We start from the raw sequence: 16,258 nt of genomic DNA on the forward strand, positions 1-16,258 counted from the left end.
GGCTGCGGCCGGGCGCGCTCCGCGCCGTTCGGGCAGGGCAGCGCGCCGTCGGACGGGTTGCGGGCCGCCGGGGAGACGCGGCCCGGCTAGGCTGCGCCGGCATGGACGAGGTGATCGCCCGGAACCGGGCCGCGTACGACCGGATCGCGGAGGAGTTCGCCGCGCGTAACCCCGAGGTGCCCGCGCCCTACCTGGCGATGGCCGACGAGTTCCAGCGCCGCGCGGACGGACCGCTGCTCGACCTTGGCTGCGGTCCGGGGCGCGACCTCGCCTACTGGGCCGCCCGCGGGGCGGCGGGTGTCGGACTGGATCTGTCGGCGGCCATGCTGCGGGCCGCCCGCGTCCGGGTCGCGGTGCCGCTGGTGCAGGGCGACCTGCTGCGGCTGCCGTTCCGGGCCGGCGTCTTCGGCGGGGTGTGGTGTTCGGCATCGCTGCTGCACCTGCCGAAGGCAGCCGCTCCGGTGGCGCTGGCGGAGGTTCGCCGGGTGCTGCGCCCGGGCGGTCCGTTGCTGCTCAGCCTGCAAGCGGGCGATCGCGAGGGCTGGGAGCAATGGCCCGGTGAGGAGGCGGCCCGGTTCTTCGCCCGGTACCGGCCGGCGGAGGCGGAGGCGTTGCTGATCGCGGCGGGCTTCCGCGTGCTCCGCCGGGAACGGGACGCCACCCCGACGGGCAAGGAATGGCTCTGCCACCTCGCCGAGGTGGCCTGACCTGGGGCGCGGCAGAATCGGACGGATGCGGTACCTGATCATCGGAGCGGGCGCGGTCGGCGGCACCATCGGCGTACGGATGGGGGAGGCCGGCCGGGACGTGACGCTGGTGGCCCGCGGCGCGCAGCTGGCCGCGCTCCAGGAGCGGAGCCTGACCCTGCGGACGCCGGACGGCACGGTGACCACCCGGCTGCCTGCGGTGGCCGGGCCCGGCGAGCAGCCCCTGCCCGCCGACACGGTGCTGGTGCTGACAGTGAAGTCGCAGGACACCGGGGCGGCGCTGGGCACCTGGGTGGACGCCCCGGTCGAGGGCGGCGGCACGGCGGGTGAGCGGTTGCCGATCGTGCTCGCCCAGAACGGCGTCGCCAACGAGCGCGCCGCGCTGCGACTCTTCGCCCGGGTGCACCCGGTCTGCGTCTGGCTGCCGGCCACCCACCTGGAACCGGGCGTGGTCGTCGCCAACGGGCACCCCCACCCGGGGATGCTCCACCTCGGCCGCTACCCGTCCGGATCGGACGACACCAGCCGGGCGGTCGCCGCCGACCTGACCGCCGCCGGGTTCGTCGTGCCGGTCCGCGAGGACGTGATGCGCTGGAAGTACGGCAAGCTGCTCGGCAACCTCGGCAACGGCCTCCAGGCGCTGCTCGGCCGGGACATCCCCGAGCCGCTGGCCGCCCGGGTGCGCGCCGAGGGGGAGGCGGCCCTCGCCGCCGCCGGCATCGCGCACACGACGCCGGAGGAGGAGGCCGCCGAGCGGGGCGACCGGGTGCGGCACCGGCCGGTCGACGGCGAGGAGCGGGCCGGCGGCTCCACCTGGCAGAGCCTGGCCCGGGGCACCGGGTCCGCCGAGGCCGACCACCTCAACGGCGAGATCGTGCTGCTCGGCCGGCTGCACGGCGTACCCACGCCGGTGAACGCCGCCGTCCAGGCCGCCGTCCGGCGGGCGGTCCGGGAACGGATCCCGGCCGGCGGCTTCCCCGTCGGCGAACTGGAGAAAATGGTCGGCTGACCCGGCAACCGCGCCCCACGCGCCAGGCGTGTCCCCTGCGACCGTCACGGGGGAGGTAGGAGCGTGTCGGACGTCGACGGGTTCGACGAGTTCTACCGGGGCAGCCGGCAACGGCTGCTCGGCTTCGTGTACGTGCTCACCGGCAATCTGGCCGAGGCCCAGGACGCCGTGCAGGAGGCGTACATCCGGGCCTGGCAGCGCTGGTCGACGGTGTCCGGGTACGACGACCCGGAGGCCTGGGTCCGGGTGGTGGCGAGCCGGATCGCGGTGAGCCGCTGGCGCAGCCTGCGCAGCCGGGCCCGGGCGTACCTGCGGCACGGGGCACAGGAGAGCGTGCCGGGGCCGGGCATCGACACGGTGGAGGTGGTGGCCGCGCTGCGCCGGCTGCCCGAGGAGCAGCGCACCGCGATCGCCCTCTACTACCTGCTCGGCATGCCGGTCGCGGAGGTCGCCCGGCAGACGGCGGCACCGGTCGGCACGGTCAAGGCACGGCTCTCCCGGGGGCGGGCGGCGCTCGCCGGGCTGCTCGCGGTGGATCTGGAGGAGGCTGCCGATGCGTGACGAGGACCTGACGTTCGTCGAACTGGTGCAGCGGGACCTGCAAACCGTCCGTTGGCTCGACGCCGCCGAGCTGCGCGCCCGCGCGCGGCGTCGCGGCCGGCACCAGGCGGTGGGAGCCGCGGTCGTCGTACTCGTGCTGCTGTCCGCCTCCGCGGCGGCCGCCGCCGGGCTGCCCGGGTGGCCGGGCCGGCCCACCGTGGCCGGGCCGGCCGCGTCCCCGACGAGCCGGGCGGAGATTCCGCGCGACGCGCTGCTGCAACCCGAGGACCTGCCGGAACAGGTGGCTACCCCGTTCACCGAGACCGGTCTGGGCGAGCCGATCGTCATCGATCCGGAGTGGACGCGGTGCCTCAAGGAGCGGAAGGTGTCGCCCACCTGGGAGATGTCCCGCTACTCCCGGTCCGAGTCGTTCTGGCGGGGGCCGCGGGAGAACCGGGACATGCAGCTCAGCCAGGACGTCTACCGCATCGGTCCGGAGCTGGTGGCGACGCTCTCCGCCGGCATCGACCGTCGGGTCCGTTCCTGCCTGGACTGGGAGGACGCCCAGACGGGTCCGCTCGGGTACGGTTCGACCCCCGGGGAGCTGGTCACGAGGTTCACGCGCCATCGCTGGGAGGTGGTGGCCCGGGGGTTCGCCGGCGACGAGGCGATGCTGATCCGGCATACCACGGGTGAAACCCGGCGCGAAGACGCCGCCGGGGAGGTGCTCGCCGGGGCGCCCGAACCGCAGACCGTCGCGGTGGTGCGGGTCGGGGATCTGGTCACCGTCTTCGAGCTGGGCGACTGGGCGAGCGAGCCCGATTTCCGTCGGCTGGCGACGGTGGCCGCCCGGCGGATGTGCGTCGCCGCCAATCCGCCCTGCTGACCCGGGTCCTGCGACGGACCCGGGTGGGCCCGCCGCAGGACAGCGGCGTCAGAGCGGGATGTTGCCGTGCTTCTTCGGCGGCAGCGTCTCGCGCTTGGTGCGCAGCACCCGCAGCGCCCGGACGATCTGGGTACGCGTCTCGTGCGGCGGGATCACCCCGTCGACGTACCCGCGCTCGGCGGCGATGTACGGGTTGGCCAGCGTGTCCTCGTACTCGGCGATCTTCTCGGCCCGGACGGCCGCCGGGTCCTCGGCGCTGGCCAGCTCGGAACGGTAGAGGATGTTCACCGCACCCTGCGCGCCCATCACCGCGATCTGCGCGGTCGGCCAGGCGAAGTTCAGGTCGGCGCCGAGGTGCTTGGAGCCCATCACGTCGTACGCGCCGCCGTAGGCCTTGCGGGTGATCACGGTGACCTTCGGGACGGTGGCCTCGGCGTACGCGTAGATGAGCTTGGCGCCCCGGCGGATGATGCCGTCCCACTCCTGCCCGGTGCCGGGAAGGAAGCCGGGCACGTCCACGAAGGTCAGCACCGGGACGTTGAACGCGTCGCAGGTCCGCACGAACCGGGCGGCCTTCTCCGAGGCGGCGATGTCCAGGGTGCCGGCGAACTGCATCGGCTGGTTGGCGACCACGCCCACCGGGCGCCCCTCGACCCGGCCGAAGCCGACCACCATGTTCTGCGCGTAGAGCGGCTGCACCTCGAGGAACTCGCCGTCGTCGAGGACGTGCTCGATCACCCGGTGCATGTCGTACGGCTGGTTGGCCGAGTCGGGGATCAGCGTGTCCAGCTCCCGGTCCTCGTCCGTCACGGAGAGGTCGGCCGGGGCGTCGTAGACGACCGGCTCGTCCAGGTTGTTCGACGGCAGGTACGACAGCAGCGCCTTCACATACTCGATCGCGTCCTCCTCGTCCGTGCCGAGGTAGTGCGCGTTGCCGCTGCGGGCGTTGTGGGTGCGGGCACCGCCCAGCTCCTCCATGCCCACGTCCTCGCCGGTGACCGTCTTGATCACGTCGGGACCGGTGATGAACATGTGCGAGGTCTGGTCGACCATCACGGTGAAGTCGGTGACGGCCGGCGAGTAGACCGCGCCGCCCGCGCACGGTCCCATGATCAGGGAGATCTGCGGGATGACGCCGCTGGCCCGCACGTTGCGGAAGAAGATCTCGCCGTAGAGGCCGAGCGAGGCGACACCCTCCTGGATCCGCGCGCCGCCGGAGTCGTTGATCCCGATGACCGGGCAGCCGATCTTCATGGCCAGGTCCATCACCTTGACGATCTTCTCGCCGAAGACCTCGCCGAGGGAGCCGCCGAAGACGGTGAAGTCCTGCGCGAAGACGCAGACCTGCCGGCCGTCCACCGTGCCGTAGCCGGTCACCACGCCGTCGCCGTACGGGCGGGTCTTCTCCAGCCCGAAGTTGGTGGAGCGGTGCCGGGCGAACTCGTCCATCTCGACGAAGGAACCCTCGTCGAGGAGCATCTCGATCCGCTCCCGGGCGGTCTTCTTGCCCCGCGCGTGCTGCTTCTCGACCGCCCGCGCCGACCCGGCGTGCACCGCCTCGTCGAGCCGTCGCTCCAGGTCCGCCAGCCTGCCGGCGGTCGTGTGGATGTTGATCCCGGTCTCGGTAGTCACCCACGGAATATAACGATGGTTCAGGCCGGCGCCGCTGTGCAGTGCGCCTCACCGGCTTCCCGGCGACCGGCCCGGCGCCGCGCCGTAGGCTGACGGGATGCCCGGCTCGCCGTACACCGATCTCGACCGACCGCCGCTGTCGGCGGCCCGGCTGCGGCGCGCGCTGGTCGCCCCGCACGGGCCGTGGCGCCGGCTGGAGTTGCGCGCGGAGACCGCCTCGACCAACGCGGACGTGGTCGAGGCGACGCGGGCCGGCGAGCCGGAGGGCCTGGTGGTGGTCGCCGAGCGGCAGACCGCCGGGCGGGGCCGGCGCGGCCGGGTCTGGCAGTCGCCGCCGCGGGCCGGCATCGCGACCAGCGTCCTGCTCCGGCCGGGCGAGGCCGTCGCGGAGCGCGGCTGGCCGCCCGTGCCACCCCAGGGGTACGGCTGGCTGCCGCTGCTCGCCGGGGTGGCCCTGGTCGAGGCGGTGACCCGGCTGGCCGAGCTGGACGCCCGCCTCAAGTGGCCCAACGACCTGCTGATCGACGGCGCCAAGTGCGCCGGCATCCTCGCCGAGGCGGTGCCCGGCGACGGCCCGGCCCAGCCGCCCGCGATCGTGGTCGGGATCGGCCTCAACGTCACCCTCCGCGCCGACGAGCTGCCGGCGAACCCGACCGGGCTGCCGGCCACCTCGCTCCAGCTCGCCGGGGCCGCCGCCACCGACCGCGACCCGCTGCTGCGCGCCCTGCTGCGCGCCCTCGCCGACTGGTACGACCGCTGGCGCTCGGCCGGCGGCGACGCGGTGGCCAGCGGGCTGCGGGACGCGTACGTGGCGGCCTGCGCGACGGTGGGCCGGCAGGTCCGGGTGCTGCTACCCGACGGCCGGGAGGTGCGCGGCACCGCCACCGGGGTGGACGCGGACGGCCAGCTCCTGGTCGACGGGGCGGAGGGGGAGCTGCGCCTCGCCGCCGGCGACGTGCTGCACCTGCGGTGAGCACCCTCCGCGCGGCCGATCCCGCAGCGTGCGCCGACCGGTTACGGTCAGCGCGTCCTGTTCTGCGAGGAGGTTCCCGTGGCGTTCCCCGAAGACGTGCTCACCGAGGACGAGCACGTCGTGCTGCATCTGCATCCGCACTGGAAGGCCCTGATCCGGCCCATCCTGGTGCTGGTGCTCGCCGTCGCGGCGGTGGTCGCGGGCTGGGTCCTGCTGCCCGAGGGCGACGGCGGCACCATCGCCCTGTACGTGATCGCCGCGCTCGGCCTGGCGCTGGTGCTCTGGCTCGGTCTGTGGCCGTTCCTGATCTGGCGCACCACCCACTACCTCTTCACCAATGAGCGGGTGCTGCTCCAGGAGGGCGTCTTCTCCCGGAATCGGCGGGATCTGCCGCTGACCCGGATCAACGACCACTCCATGCACCAGAAGTTCGTCGAGCGGCTGCTCGGCTGCGGCACCCTGACCATCGAGTCGGCGGGTGAGCGGGGCCAGTCGGTGCTCACCGATGTGCCGCACGTGGACCGGGTGCAGACGAAGCTCTACGAGCTGGTCGAGGCCCACCACGACAAGCACAGCCTGGGCGACGGCGAGATGCGCGACATCCTGGCCGACATGGCCGAGGGCAAATCCCTCCGCGACCCCTCCGCCTAACCCCCCTGCCCCCTGCCCCCGCCCCCGCCCGTGTTGATCAAGGGGTTTGCGTCGGGACAGCCCGGAAATCAGACGCAAACCCCTTGATCAACCGGCCGAGGCGGCGCGGGGTGGGGAGGGTGCGGGTGGGGAGGGGTCAGCGGCGGGGGAAGCGGCGGGGGGTGGGTTGGAGTTCGGCGGCCAGCTCGGCGTCCAGGGTGCTGCCCAGGCCGGCGTCGGCGGCGGCGGGGCGGCCCTGGGGCGGGGTGTAGTCGGGTCGCCGGTCGGACTTCCGGACCGCCGGTGCCGTCCGCTCGCCGGGCCGGGGCTCGGTCTCCTCCAGCTCGCTGACCGACTCGGCCAGCTCCGCCACCGGGTCCATCTCCGCCACGTTGTCCCACTCGTCCCTGGGGATGGCGTGCCAGGTCTCATCGGCGTGCTGCGGGACCGGCTGGAAGACGAAGGTCCGGTACGACCAGAACCGGAACAGGGTGGCCAGCAGGACGCCCCCGGTCTTGGCGATGTTCAGCATCAGCAGGCTGTGTATGCCCATCCCGTACTTGGCCGCCGCCAGGACGCCGAGTTCGATGAGCAGGCCCGTGGCGTTGAACAGGAAAAACAGGGTGTATTCGCGCTTAAGTGCCGCACTCGGCCGATCTCGGTACGTCCAGTGACGATTCATCAGATACGACGTGATCGTCGCCACGATGGTCGCGATCACCGTCGCCTTGAGCTGGCCGTCGCGGAAAACCGTGAGTGCCAGCGCATTGAACACCGCGTAATTGATGACGGTGTTGATGCCGCCGACGATGCCGAATTTGAGCGCCTCGTGGACGAACTTCTGCCAGCGCTCGGGCAGTAGACGGACAAGAGGCATGCGGAACACCTTAGGTCAGCGGGCAGGGCCGACTCGGCCCGGCGGGACGGGGTGGGCGGTAGGTCACGCCCCGGACTCTCGGTCGTGGCTCGTTCCCGGAACGGGCGGAGTTCCCGCCTCAACGAAAACGAACCGCCGGTACGACCAGAATCGGAACAGCGTCCCGAGGCCGGTGCCGACGATGAAGCTGGCGATGTTGTCGGCCAGCGGGGTCTGGAACACCGCGGGCCACACGGCGCCCAGCCCGTACCGGCTGATCGCGAGGCAGGCGATCGCGATGCCCAGGCCCACTCCGTTGAAGAAGAAGAAGAGCGCGTACTCCCGGGCCGGGTGGGAGCGCTGGCGGTGCCGCCAGGTCCAGAACCGGTTGCCGAGGAAGGCCACGGTCGCCGCGATGACCGTGGAGATGGTCTTGGCCAACACCGGGGGCAGGTGCCGGACGCTGGCCAAATAGTTGAAGAGCGCCAGGTCGACGAGGAACGCGAAACCGCCCACCGTGGCGAACTTGCTCAGTTCGTGGACCAGGTGCCCGAAGCGGTCGACGAGCGCGCCGAGCGGGCCCCGGCGGGTGTGCGGAGACTCCGTCTGGTCCCGGGTCATCGTCGCGGCCACTCGCCGAGAGTACCGGTTCCGGACACCTGGGAGCGGTAACAAGCAAGGAGTGGGACCGCGCCCGTCCGGCGGCCGCCGGCGCCCTTCGCCGGTCGACCGCGGTTTCCGATCTCCGTGAGCGGAGCGTAACCCGCTGTCGCGGATTTGTGGAGCGCATCACGGAATCGTCGTTCGTGACACCGGCGTGCGCTTCCGCTCATGGTGCACCCGCGGACGGTCGGCGCTGTCGGGACTCGTCGAAGGTTCTCCGCAAGATTTGCGTGAAACTGCGCGCGAAAGCGGGTATCAGATCGCGATGCCGCAGCGTGGCCGTACCTTGTGCAGTTCTTCACAACCAGTCCCACTGACTGGCGAGGCAGCCCGGTTTACGCTGAGCCCAATCCCAGGTTTCCACGAAGGCGACGCACTCGCTCGCCAGAACTCGTGCATCCCATACATCGGTCAGCGTCGACCACAAGGAGATGTGACATGGTTGCTCCGGCTACTGTTCGGGGTATCGATCAGGCCCCGACGTCCCACCCCAAACTGCTCGCCTGGGTACGTGAGGTCGCGGAACTGACCACCCCCGACCGGGTGGTCTGGGTGGACGGGTCCGATGACGAGTGGCGCCGCCTCACCGACGAGCTCGTCGAGAGCGGCACCCTGATCCGGCTGAACCCCGAGAAGAAGCCCAACTCGTTCTACGCGCGGACCGATCCGACGGATGTCGCCCGGGTCGAGGAGCGCACCTTCATCTGCTCGGTGGACGAGGCGGACGCCGGCCCCACCAACAACTGGATGGCGCCGGCCGAGATGAAGCGGACGATGACGGACTTGTACCGCGGCTCCATGCGCGGGCGCACCATGTACGTCATCCCCTTCTGCATGGGCCCCGTCGAGGCCGAGAGCCCGATGTTCGGCGTCGAGATCACCGACAGCCCGTACGTGGTCGCCTCGATGCGGATCATGACCCGGATGGGCTCGAAGGTCCTGGAGGCGATGGGCGACGACGCCGACTTCGTGCACGCGCTGCACTCGATCGGCGCCCCGCTCGCGCCCGGCCAGCAGGACGTGGCCTGGCCGTGCAACGAGACGAAGTACATCTCGCACTTCCCGGAGACCCGGGAGATCTGGTCGTACGGCTCCGGCTACGGCGGCAACTCGCTGCTGGGTAAGAAGTGCTACTCGCTGCGGATCGCCAGCGTGATGGGCCGCGACGAGGGCTGGCTCGCCGAGCACATGCTGATCCTCAAGATCACCTCGCCGGAGGGCAAGGTCTACCACGTCGCCGGCGCCTTCCCGTCGGCGTGCGGCAAGACCAACCTCGCCATGCTGGAGCCGACCATCCCGGGCTGGAAGGTCGAGACCATCGGTGACGACATCGCCTGGATGCGGTTCGGCCCGGACGGCCGGCTCTACGCGGTCAACCCCGAGTACGGCCTCTTCGGCGTCGCGCCGGGCACCGACTGGAAGACCAACGCCAACGCGATGCGGACCCTGGACCGGGGCAACTCCATCTTCACCAACGTGGCCCTCACCGACGACGGTGACATCTGGTGGGAGGGCATGGGTGAGCCGCCGTCCCACCTGATCGACTGGAAGGGCAACGACTGGACGCCGGAGAGCGAGAACCTCTCCTCCCACGCGAACAGCCGGTTCTGCACCCCGATCACCCAGTGCCCGATCCTGGCCGACGACTACTACGACCCGAACGGGGTGCCGATCGACGCGATCCTGTTCGGCGGCCGGCGGCGGGACACCATCCCGCTGGTCACCGAGGCCCGCGACTGGGTGCACGGCGTCTACATGGGTGCCACGCTCTCCTCGGAGACCACCGCCGCCGCGTCCGGCGCGGTCGGCGTGGTGCGCCGCGACCCGATGGCCATGCTGCCGTTCATCGGCTACAACGCCGGTGACTACTTCCGGCACTGGATCGAGATGGGCAAGGGCGCCGACGGCGACGAGTCCAAGCTGCCCCGGATCTACTACGTCAACTGGTTCCGCAAGGACCCCGAGGGCAACTTCCTCTGGCCCGGGTACGGGGAGAACTCCCGGGTGCTCAAGTGGATCATCGAGCGGCTCGAGGGCCGCGCCGAGGCCGTCGAGACCCCGATCGGCATGGTCCCCGCCCAGGACGCGCTCGACGTCGAGGGCCTGGACATGACCCCGGAGGACGTGCGGATCGCCCTGAAGGTCGACCCGGAGGAGTGGCGCAAGGAGCTGCCGCTGGTCACCGAGTGGTTCGAGAAGTTCGGGGACAAGCTCCCCGGCGTCCTCTGGGCCGAGCTGGACGCGCTGCGCGCCCGGCTCGACGCGGAGCCGCAGAAGTAGAGGTGTGACGGTTGCCCGCACCGGGCAACAGCTGATCCCATGAGGACGGCCGCCGAACCTGTCGAGGTCCGGCGGCCGTCCGCCGTCCGGGTGCTGACCACCCTGCTCGCCGTCACCGCGGCGGCCACCGTCGTGGCCGAGCTGCTCAACTACTGGTACGCCCCGGAGCAGGAGTTCGGCCTGGCGGTCCGCACCGGTTGGGCGATGCTCCGCTCGCTCGGTTTCCTGGTGCTGATCGGGCACGTCAACCGGAGCCGGGTGGCGGCGAAGCCGTTCGGGCTGATCCTCGCGATCACCACGGTCTTCGCGGTGGGCCGGCTGGTCGTACCCCGGGCGGGGGTGCCGCCGCTGCCCGGCCTGCTCGGGTTCGGCGTGCTCACCGCGCTCTGCCTGGCCGTGGTGGTGCTGCTGTACCGGTCGGACGCGGTCGGCGGCCACCTGGTCCGGCACCGCAAGGGCCTGGTCGTCGAGAACGGCGTGCTCTCCTGGCGGGAGGTGACGCCGAAACGGGCACCGGTCACCGGTTGGCTGCTCACCGCCCGGGTCGCCGCGTTCACCTACAGCCCGCTGATGCTGGTCCCGGCGCTGGTCGCCGGCGGGTCCATCCTCGACGGCCGGCTCAGCGCGGTGCCGGCGGTGCTGTTCTGGTCCGCCGCCGGCGTCGCGGTCAGCTGGTTGGTCCTGTTCTGCACCGAGTTCGTGGTGCGCAACCGCGCCTGGGCCCGGAAGCTGCTGGTCCTCATCACCCTGGGCACCCTCGCCGTCGACCTCCCCCTCTGCTGGTGGCTGCTCGGCCTCGACGGCCTCATCCGCGACGGCGCCCCCCTCCTAACCGCCGCCCTCCTAACCCTCTACTCCCTCCACCGCGCCACCCCCACCCCCACCCCCACCCCCACCCGTGCGCGTCGATCATGAAGTTAGCGGCAGTGAGGGAGATCCACTTCGCCGCTAACTTCATGATCGACCGGTGCGGGTGGGGCGCGGCGGGGTGGGGAGGAGGGGGTGGGGCGGGAGGGTGGGAGGGTGGGAGGGTGGGAGGGTGGGCGAGCGGTATGACGTGGTGGTGGTGGGGGCGGGGCCGGCGGGGGCGGCCGCCGCGCTGGCGGCGCGGCGCGGCGGGGCGCGGGTGCTGCTGCTCGACCGGTACGACTTTCCCCGGGACAAGGCCTGCGGGGACGGGATCGCGGCCCACGCGCTGGACGTCCTGGCCGAGCTGGGGGTGACCGGAGCGGTCGACGGGTACCCGCCGCTGCCCGCGTTGCGCCTGGTCGGCCCGGGCGGAGGCACCGTGGCCCGGGCGCTGCCGCGGCCCGCGTACACGGTGCCCCGGCAGGTGTTCGACGCCCGCCTCGTCGCGGCGGCGGTCGCCGCCGGCGCGGAGTTGCGCCGGCACACCGTACGCCGGGTGGAGGTGCGCGCCGACCGGGTCGTGCTCGACGGGGAACTGGCCGCGAAGGCGGTGGTCGGGGCGGACGGCGCGGGCTCGGTGCTGCGCCGGGCGCTCGGCCACCCGGCCAACCCGGACCGGCACCTCGCGCTCGCCATCCGGGGCTACGCTCCGGCCCTCCCCGGCCCACCCGAGCAGCTCATCGTCACCTCGTCGGCGCGCTGGCCCGCGTACGCCTGGTCCTTCCCGATCGGCGACGGGCGGGCGAACGTCGGGTACGGGGAGGTGCTGCGCGGCGAGCCGCTGACCCGCGCCCACCTGCTGGACCGGCTGGCCGCCCTGCTCCCCGGCACCGACCCGGCCACGGTGACCGACCTGCGCGCCCACCACCTGCCGCTCTCCACCCACCGGCCGCCGCCCGGCCGGGGCCGGGTGGTGCTGGCCGGCGACGCGCTCTCGTTGATCAACCCGTTCACCGGGGAGGGCATCTTCTACGCGCTGCGCTCCGGGGCGCTGGCCGGCGCGGCGGCCGCCGCCGACCCGGCGCGGGCCGCCCGCCGGTACGCGGACAGCCTGCGCGGCCGGCTCGGCACGCACCTGCGGCACAGCTCGGCCGCGGCCTGGCTGGCCCGGCGGCGGTGGGTGGTGGACGGGGCGGTCCGGGCGGCCCGCCGGGACGACCGGGTCTACCGGTCCGTGGTGGAGCTGGGACTGGGTGACGGGCGGCTGGACGCGCGCACGCTGGCCATGATCGGAATCGGTGTCCCGGCCGCGGCTCGGGGCGTCGCACGCCGCGCCGCGACCTGACGCCGTCACCGGGATGCACCACCGCGGCACTGATCTCTCGCGCGGGTCGCTACCCTGCAAGGTGATGACTCTGCGGAAACTCCTCTACTCCGTGTACGAGCGCCGGCTCACGGCGAAGCTCGCGGGCAAGCCGGTGCCCGGACACGTCGGCGTGATGTGTGACGGCAACCGCAGATGGGCCCGGGAGATGGGCTTCGTCGATCCCAACGACGGCCACCGGATGGGCGCCGAGCGGATCAAGGAGCTGCTGCGCTGGTGCGACGCGGCGGGCGTCGGCCACGTCACGCTCTGGCTGCTCTCCACCGACAACCTCTCCCGGCCGGCCGCCGAGCTGGACCCGCTGCTCCAGATCATCGAGGACCTCACCACCGAGCTGGCCGAGGAGGGCAACCCCTGGCGGCTGCGGATGGTCGGCGCGCTCGACGTGCTGCCCGCGCCCCATGCCGCCGCCCTCAAGGCCGCCGAGGAGCGCACCCGGGACCGCAGCGGCGGGGCCCAGGTCAACATCGCGGTCGGGTACGGCGGTCGGCGCGAGATCGCCGACGCGGTCCGCTCGCTCCTGCTGGAGCACGCGGCGAGTGGCGGCACCATCGAGGAGCTGGCCAACTCGATCGACGTCGACCACATCTCGGAGCACCTCTACACCAAGGGCCTGCCGGACCCGGATCTGATCATCCGGACCAGCGGTGAGCAGCGCCTCTCCGGCTTCATGCTCTGGCAGAGCGCCCACTCCGAGTTCTACTTCTGCGAACTCAACTGGCCCGACTTCCGCCGGGTCGACTTCCTCCGCGCCCTCCGCTCGTACGCCACCCGCCAGCGCCGCTACGGCGTCTAACCCCCGCGCCCTCGCCCGCCGCCCCGGCCGACGATCTTGCACTTCCGGCTGGCCTTTCGCCCATGCTTGTCCGCTTTTGCCCCCCACAGCAACTGCCAGATCGCTGGCGGAGGGGGGTCAGGGGAGGTGGGGGAGGGCTTGGGTGAGGAAGTCGGCGAGGGCGGCGGGGGAGTCGAGGGTGAGGTCGGCGGCGTCGGCCACCTCGTGACCGGTCTCCGGGTTGGCGACGGCCACGCAGACGCCGACGAAGTCCGGGTCGGCGGCGGCCCGGGCGCGCAGCGCCGCGAAGGCCTTGATGTCGGAGACGTCGTCACCGAAGTACCAGGCGCCGCAGGCGTCCCGGACCGCCTCGCCGATGACCATGCCCTTGTCCCGGTCGACCGGCGGCTTCAGCTCCAGCACCATCCGCCCGGCCTGGCAGCGCAGCCCGAGCCGCTCGGCCCGCTGCCGGCCCCACTCCTGCACCAGCTCACCGAGCTGCGGGGCGGTGCGCCAGTGCAGCGCGACGGAGAGCCGCTTGAACTCGACCAGGGCTCCGGGCGGCAGCTCGGCCCGCGCCTGCTCGGCCAGCTCGGCCATCGTGGGCACCCAGGGCAGGGCCGCCGGCTCGGTGACGGTCTCGCCGCCGGAATGGCTGTGCTCCAGGCCGTAGAGCCCGTACAGGTCGATGCCGGCGAGGCCGCCGAGATGGTCGCGGAGGAATTCCACCGGGCGGGCGGAGACGATGGCGATCCGGCGTACGCGGGGGGCGAGCGCCTCCAGCGCGGCGAGCACCTTCGGCGCGGGCTGGACCGCGGTGGGATCGTCGTCGACCGGCGCCAGTGTGCCGTCGAAGTCGAAGAAGAACACCACGTCGGCGGCGCGGGCGGCGGTGGCGCGCCACGCGTGCTCGGCGTCCAACGGGGTCTTCGGCGGCTGGTTGCCCAGATTCAACGGCGGCACGCGCGACAGCGTACCCCGGGCACGGCGGCGTATTCGTGGCCGAGATGTGACGTCCTGCGGGGGCTCGGGTTCAGCGTTCGGCGGCTCCCCGCCCCCGGCGCCCGAACGGCACCACGGCCGCGTCCTGACCGTGGCTGAGCAGGTAGCCCTCCACGAATCCGGTGTTCCGGTCGCCGGTGTGCGCCTCGATCTCGTTGAGCCGCGCCACCAGGAACTCGGTGAGCGCGCTGACCCGGTCGTTGAGCCGGTCGTGCAGCTCGGCGACCACGGCGAGAACCACCGCGGTACCGGCCGTGGTGAGGGCGAAGAGATTGACGACCAGGGGAAGCTGCCCGCCGTCCAGTACGCCGACCACCACGTTGCCGGTCACGCACGATGTCACCGACACCACCGCGACCACGACTGCCAACCATTTCAGGGTCATGGACAGACCCCTCCTTCTGTCCCGCAGGGCTGAGTTCGGCCGTGTCCCGTCCCCCCGCCGACGACGAGCCCCGAGCAGTACAAACAGGGACGCTAGCGTGTCCGGTGCGGCCCCGGAGGGGATCGATCGGATCTGTCCTGCCGTTCTTTCGCCATTTGCGGAACTCGCCGACGGGTCGGCTATCCGGCCTGTCTGCCTCGTTTTCCCACATCGGTCGGCATAGTCGGGCGGTAGGCGAGGTAGCGAATGGTCTCCCGGATGTGGAACTTCTCCGCGTCGGACACGTTCGGATCCACCAGCCGGCGCAGCAGCGCCTCGACGTCCGGGTCCATGGGCGGTGGGGGCGGGGCGCTGCGCGGCGCGGTGGCCCGGTCCCAGCCGAGCGCGGCGAACGCCGCGGCCGGGTTGACGCCCAGCCCTTCACAGAAGGCGACCACCCGTTCCACCTCGGGGTCGCTGGCCCAGTCGCCGCGTACCCACCGGTTGATGGTCTGCCGGGAGACTCCGGTGCGTCGGGAGACCTCGGTGCCGCTCCAGGCCCGCATGGCCCGGGCGTCGTCCAGGGCGCGGCGGACGAAGGTGGCGAAGGCGATCTTCCGTGCGTTGGCCGTCTCGGTCACCCCGTGACGGTACGACCCGGGTCCGCTTTCCGGGTGGCCCGGCACGCTGCTGTCACGCTGACGTGACGGCAGCCTCGCGTTTCCGGTAAACGAATCAGCGCTGCTTCTGAGGGGTGCCACCCGGGCAGAATAGATGGACGCCAGTACGGCGGTAAACAGACGAAAAGCTGATACTGTCACGCTCATGAGACAACTTACGGTGTGTCACGTGCATGAGACGATTAGTGCTCACATGCGTCACTCCGCGGGTGCCGAGGGGGACCGGTGACCGAGCTCGCGACCCGGGCCCAGGCCTTCGGCCTGATCGCGGACGGGGTGGCCGCCGGCCTCAGCGCCCCGTGGCGTCTCTACCTCGCCCGAGGCTGCCGGTACCTGTCCCTGAGCGTCGGCGACCGGATCGAGTGGAACGCCTGGCGTACCCACCTCGGCTGCCCCGAGATCAGCGTCCGGGTCTACGACGCCGGCGGCGAGATCCGGCGGGCCTCGGTCGCCGAGGTGCTGCTGGACGGCTGCCGGATCAGCGTCGAACTGGTCGAGGAGGTCAGCACCGCCGACCTGGAGCGGCTGCTGGTGGTCGACCCCCTGACCGAGCCGGAGGAGCGATGAGCCCGTTCCTCGCCGTCGTCCTCGTGCTCGTGCTCAGTTCGACCTGCTACGCCGCGGGCCGGCTGCACGGCCAGCTCAGCTACCGGATCGGCTACCGGTTCGGCTACCGCCAGGGGTACTTCGACGGCGACCGGGGCGCCTGGAACCGGCGGCGCCGGGACGCGCAGGCCGCGATCGCCTCGGCGCTGTCCCGTCCCGCCGCGGCGCCGGTGACCGCACCGGCGACCCGCGCCACGACGCCCTTCGCCGGCACCGCCGTCCCGGCCGCGGTCGCCGCCCGGCCGGTCTCCGGCGGCGGCTCCCCGCGGGCCACCGCGACCGCGCAGCTCGGCGGGCTGGTCGGCCGGACCGGCACGACGTACACCGGCGCCTCGGCGGCGTCGGCCGGCGGGCGGCAGACCGGGATGCTGGTCCGGCGACAGGGCTGACACCCCAGAGCACGGTGCGGCGTCCGCGGCGGA

At 72.4% G+C, this 16,258-nt stretch carries 18 protein-coding genes; 12 read left to right on the forward strand and 6 right to left on the reverse strand.

Annotated features, from left to right (window positions below; all coding sequences use genetic code 11):
• The first annotated feature begins 101 nt into the window (after positions 1–101).
• The 4 genes from EFE23_RS02490 (at position 102) to EFE23_RS02505 (ending at position 3,142) form a co-directional block, all read left to right on the forward strand.
• Positions 102–707: a class I SAM-dependent methyltransferase gene (locus EFE23_RS02490; protein WP_123239233.1), complete on the forward strand. Its 606-nt coding sequence runs from the start codon at positions 102–104 to the stop codon at positions 705–707.
• Between the two features lie 25 nt (positions 708–732).
• Positions 733–1,716 (forward strand): ketopantoate reductase family protein, encoded by a 984-nt coding sequence (locus tag EFE23_RS02495; protein WP_123239234.1) that lies wholly within the window; start codon positions 733–735, stop codon positions 1,714–1,716.
• A 63-nt stretch (positions 1,717–1,779) separates the two neighbouring features.
• On the forward strand, positions 1,780–2,277 hold the full coding sequence (locus EFE23_RS02500; RefSeq protein ID WP_123239235.1) for a SigE family RNA polymerase sigma factor: 498 nt from the start codon (positions 1,780–1,782) through the stop codon (positions 2,275–2,277).
• Positions 2,270–3,142, forward strand: a complete 873-nt coding sequence (locus tag EFE23_RS02505) for a hypothetical protein (protein WP_123239236.1) — start codon at positions 2,270–2,272, stop codon at positions 3,140–3,142. Before EFE23_RS02500 ends, EFE23_RS02505 begins: the two co-directional genes overlap by 8 nt.
• 48 nt (positions 3,143–3,190) lie before the next feature.
• On the opposite strand, the gene EFE23_RS02510 is transcribed toward EFE23_RS02505, so the two are convergent.
• On the reverse strand, positions 3,191–4,774 hold the full coding sequence (locus EFE23_RS02510; protein WP_123239237.1) for an acyl-CoA carboxylase subunit beta: 1,584 nt from the start codon (positions 4,772–4,774) through the stop codon (positions 3,191–3,193).
• A 97-nt stretch (positions 4,775–4,871) separates the two neighbouring features.
• Here EFE23_RS02510 and EFE23_RS02515 point away from each other — a divergent pair, with 97 nt between their 5' ends.
• The gene (locus EFE23_RS02515; protein ID WP_123239238.1) at positions 4,872–5,747 is read left to right on the forward strand and encodes a biotin--[acetyl-CoA-carboxylase] ligase; all 876 of its coding nucleotides are present in this window, start codon (positions 4,872–4,874) and stop codon (positions 5,745–5,747) included.
• 78 nt (positions 5,748–5,825) lie between these two features.
• Positions 5,826–6,398 carry a PH domain-containing protein gene (locus EFE23_RS02520; protein ID WP_123239239.1) on the forward strand — a complete coding sequence of 191 codons (573 nt, stop codon included), beginning with the start codon at positions 5,826–5,828 and terminating at the stop codon, positions 6,396–6,398.
• 136 nt (positions 6,399–6,534) lie between these two features.
• Here the strand turns inward: EFE23_RS02520 and EFE23_RS02525 are convergent, their stop codons facing one another.
• Together EFE23_RS02525 and EFE23_RS02530 are read right to left on the reverse strand one after the other, a co-directional pair.
• Positions 6,535–7,254, reverse strand: a complete 720-nt coding sequence (locus EFE23_RS02525) for a GtrA family protein (protein ID WP_123239240.1) — start codon at positions 7,252–7,254, stop codon at positions 6,535–6,537.
• Positions 7,255–7,317: 63 nt separating this feature from the next.
• Positions 7,318–7,908 (reverse strand): GtrA family protein, encoded by a 591-nt coding sequence (locus EFE23_RS02530; protein WP_199736894.1) that lies wholly within the window; start codon positions 7,906–7,908, stop codon positions 7,318–7,320.
• 426 nt (positions 7,909–8,334) lie between these two features.
• On the opposite strand from EFE23_RS02530, the gene EFE23_RS02540 reads away from it, so the two are divergent.
• The 4 genes from EFE23_RS02540 to EFE23_RS02555 all read left to right on the forward strand — a co-directional run bounded on the left by EFE23_RS02540 (position 8,335) and on the right by EFE23_RS02555 (position 13,205).
• Positions 8,335–10,176, forward strand: a complete 1,842-nt coding sequence (locus EFE23_RS02540; RefSeq protein ID WP_123239242.1) for a phosphoenolpyruvate carboxykinase (GTP) — start codon at positions 8,335–8,337, stop codon at positions 10,174–10,176.
• Positions 10,177–10,215: 39 nt separating this feature from the next.
• Complete coding sequence (locus tag EFE23_RS02545; RefSeq protein ID WP_123239243.1) at positions 10,216–11,091, forward strand: hypothetical protein; 876 nt, start codon at positions 10,216–10,218, stop codon at positions 11,089–11,091.
• A gap of 124 nt (positions 11,092–11,215) precedes the next feature.
• Positions 11,216–12,370 (forward strand): geranylgeranyl reductase family protein, encoded by a 1,155-nt coding sequence (locus EFE23_RS02550; RefSeq protein ID WP_123239244.1) that lies wholly within the window; start codon positions 11,216–11,218, stop codon positions 12,368–12,370.
• A 64-nt stretch (positions 12,371–12,434) separates the two neighbouring features.
• Positions 12,435–13,205, forward strand: coding sequence for an isoprenyl transferase (locus EFE23_RS02555; protein ID WP_123239307.1), 771 nt, complete (start codon positions 12,435–12,437; stop codon positions 13,203–13,205).
• A gap of 117 nt (positions 13,206–13,322) precedes the next feature.
• Here EFE23_RS02555 and otsB read toward each other — a convergent pair whose 3' ends face one another.
• The 3 genes from otsB to EFE23_RS02570 all read right to left on the reverse strand — a co-directional run bounded on the left by otsB (position 13,323) and on the right by EFE23_RS02570 (position 15,191).
• On the reverse strand, positions 13,323–14,147 hold the full coding sequence (gene otsB, locus EFE23_RS02560; RefSeq protein WP_123239245.1) for a trehalose-phosphatase: 825 nt from the start codon (positions 14,145–14,147) through the stop codon (positions 13,323–13,325).
• 70 nt (positions 14,148–14,217) lie between these two features.
• Positions 14,218–14,571 (reverse strand): hypothetical protein, encoded by a 354-nt coding sequence (locus tag EFE23_RS02565; RefSeq protein WP_123239246.1) that lies wholly within the window; start codon positions 14,569–14,571, stop codon positions 14,218–14,220.
• A 179-nt stretch (positions 14,572–14,750) separates the two neighbouring features.
• Complete coding sequence (locus EFE23_RS02570; protein WP_123239247.1) at positions 14,751–15,191, reverse strand: helix-turn-helix domain-containing protein; 441 nt, start codon at positions 15,189–15,191, stop codon at positions 14,751–14,753.
• Positions 15,192–15,455: 264 nt separating this feature from the next.
• Here EFE23_RS02570 and EFE23_RS02575 point away from each other — a divergent pair, with 264 nt between their 5' ends.
• Together EFE23_RS02575 and EFE23_RS02580 are read left to right on the forward strand one after the other, a co-directional pair.
• Positions 15,456–15,797, forward strand: a complete 342-nt coding sequence (locus EFE23_RS02575; protein WP_123239248.1) for a hypothetical protein — start codon at positions 15,456–15,458, stop codon at positions 15,795–15,797.
• A complete protein-coding gene (locus EFE23_RS02580; RefSeq protein ID WP_123239249.1) occupies positions 15,794–16,225 on the forward strand; it encodes a hypothetical protein in 432 nt (143 codons plus the stop codon). The genes EFE23_RS02575 and EFE23_RS02580 overlap by 4 nt, the downstream gene beginning before the upstream one ends.
• Positions 16,226–16,258 lie beyond the last annotated feature (33 nt).

It is taken from the genome of Micromonospora solifontis (assembly GCF_003725545.1).
In the GTDB taxonomy this organism is placed as follows: Bacteria; Actinomycetota; Actinomycetes; order Mycobacteriales; family Micromonosporaceae; genus Micromonospora; species Micromonospora solifontis.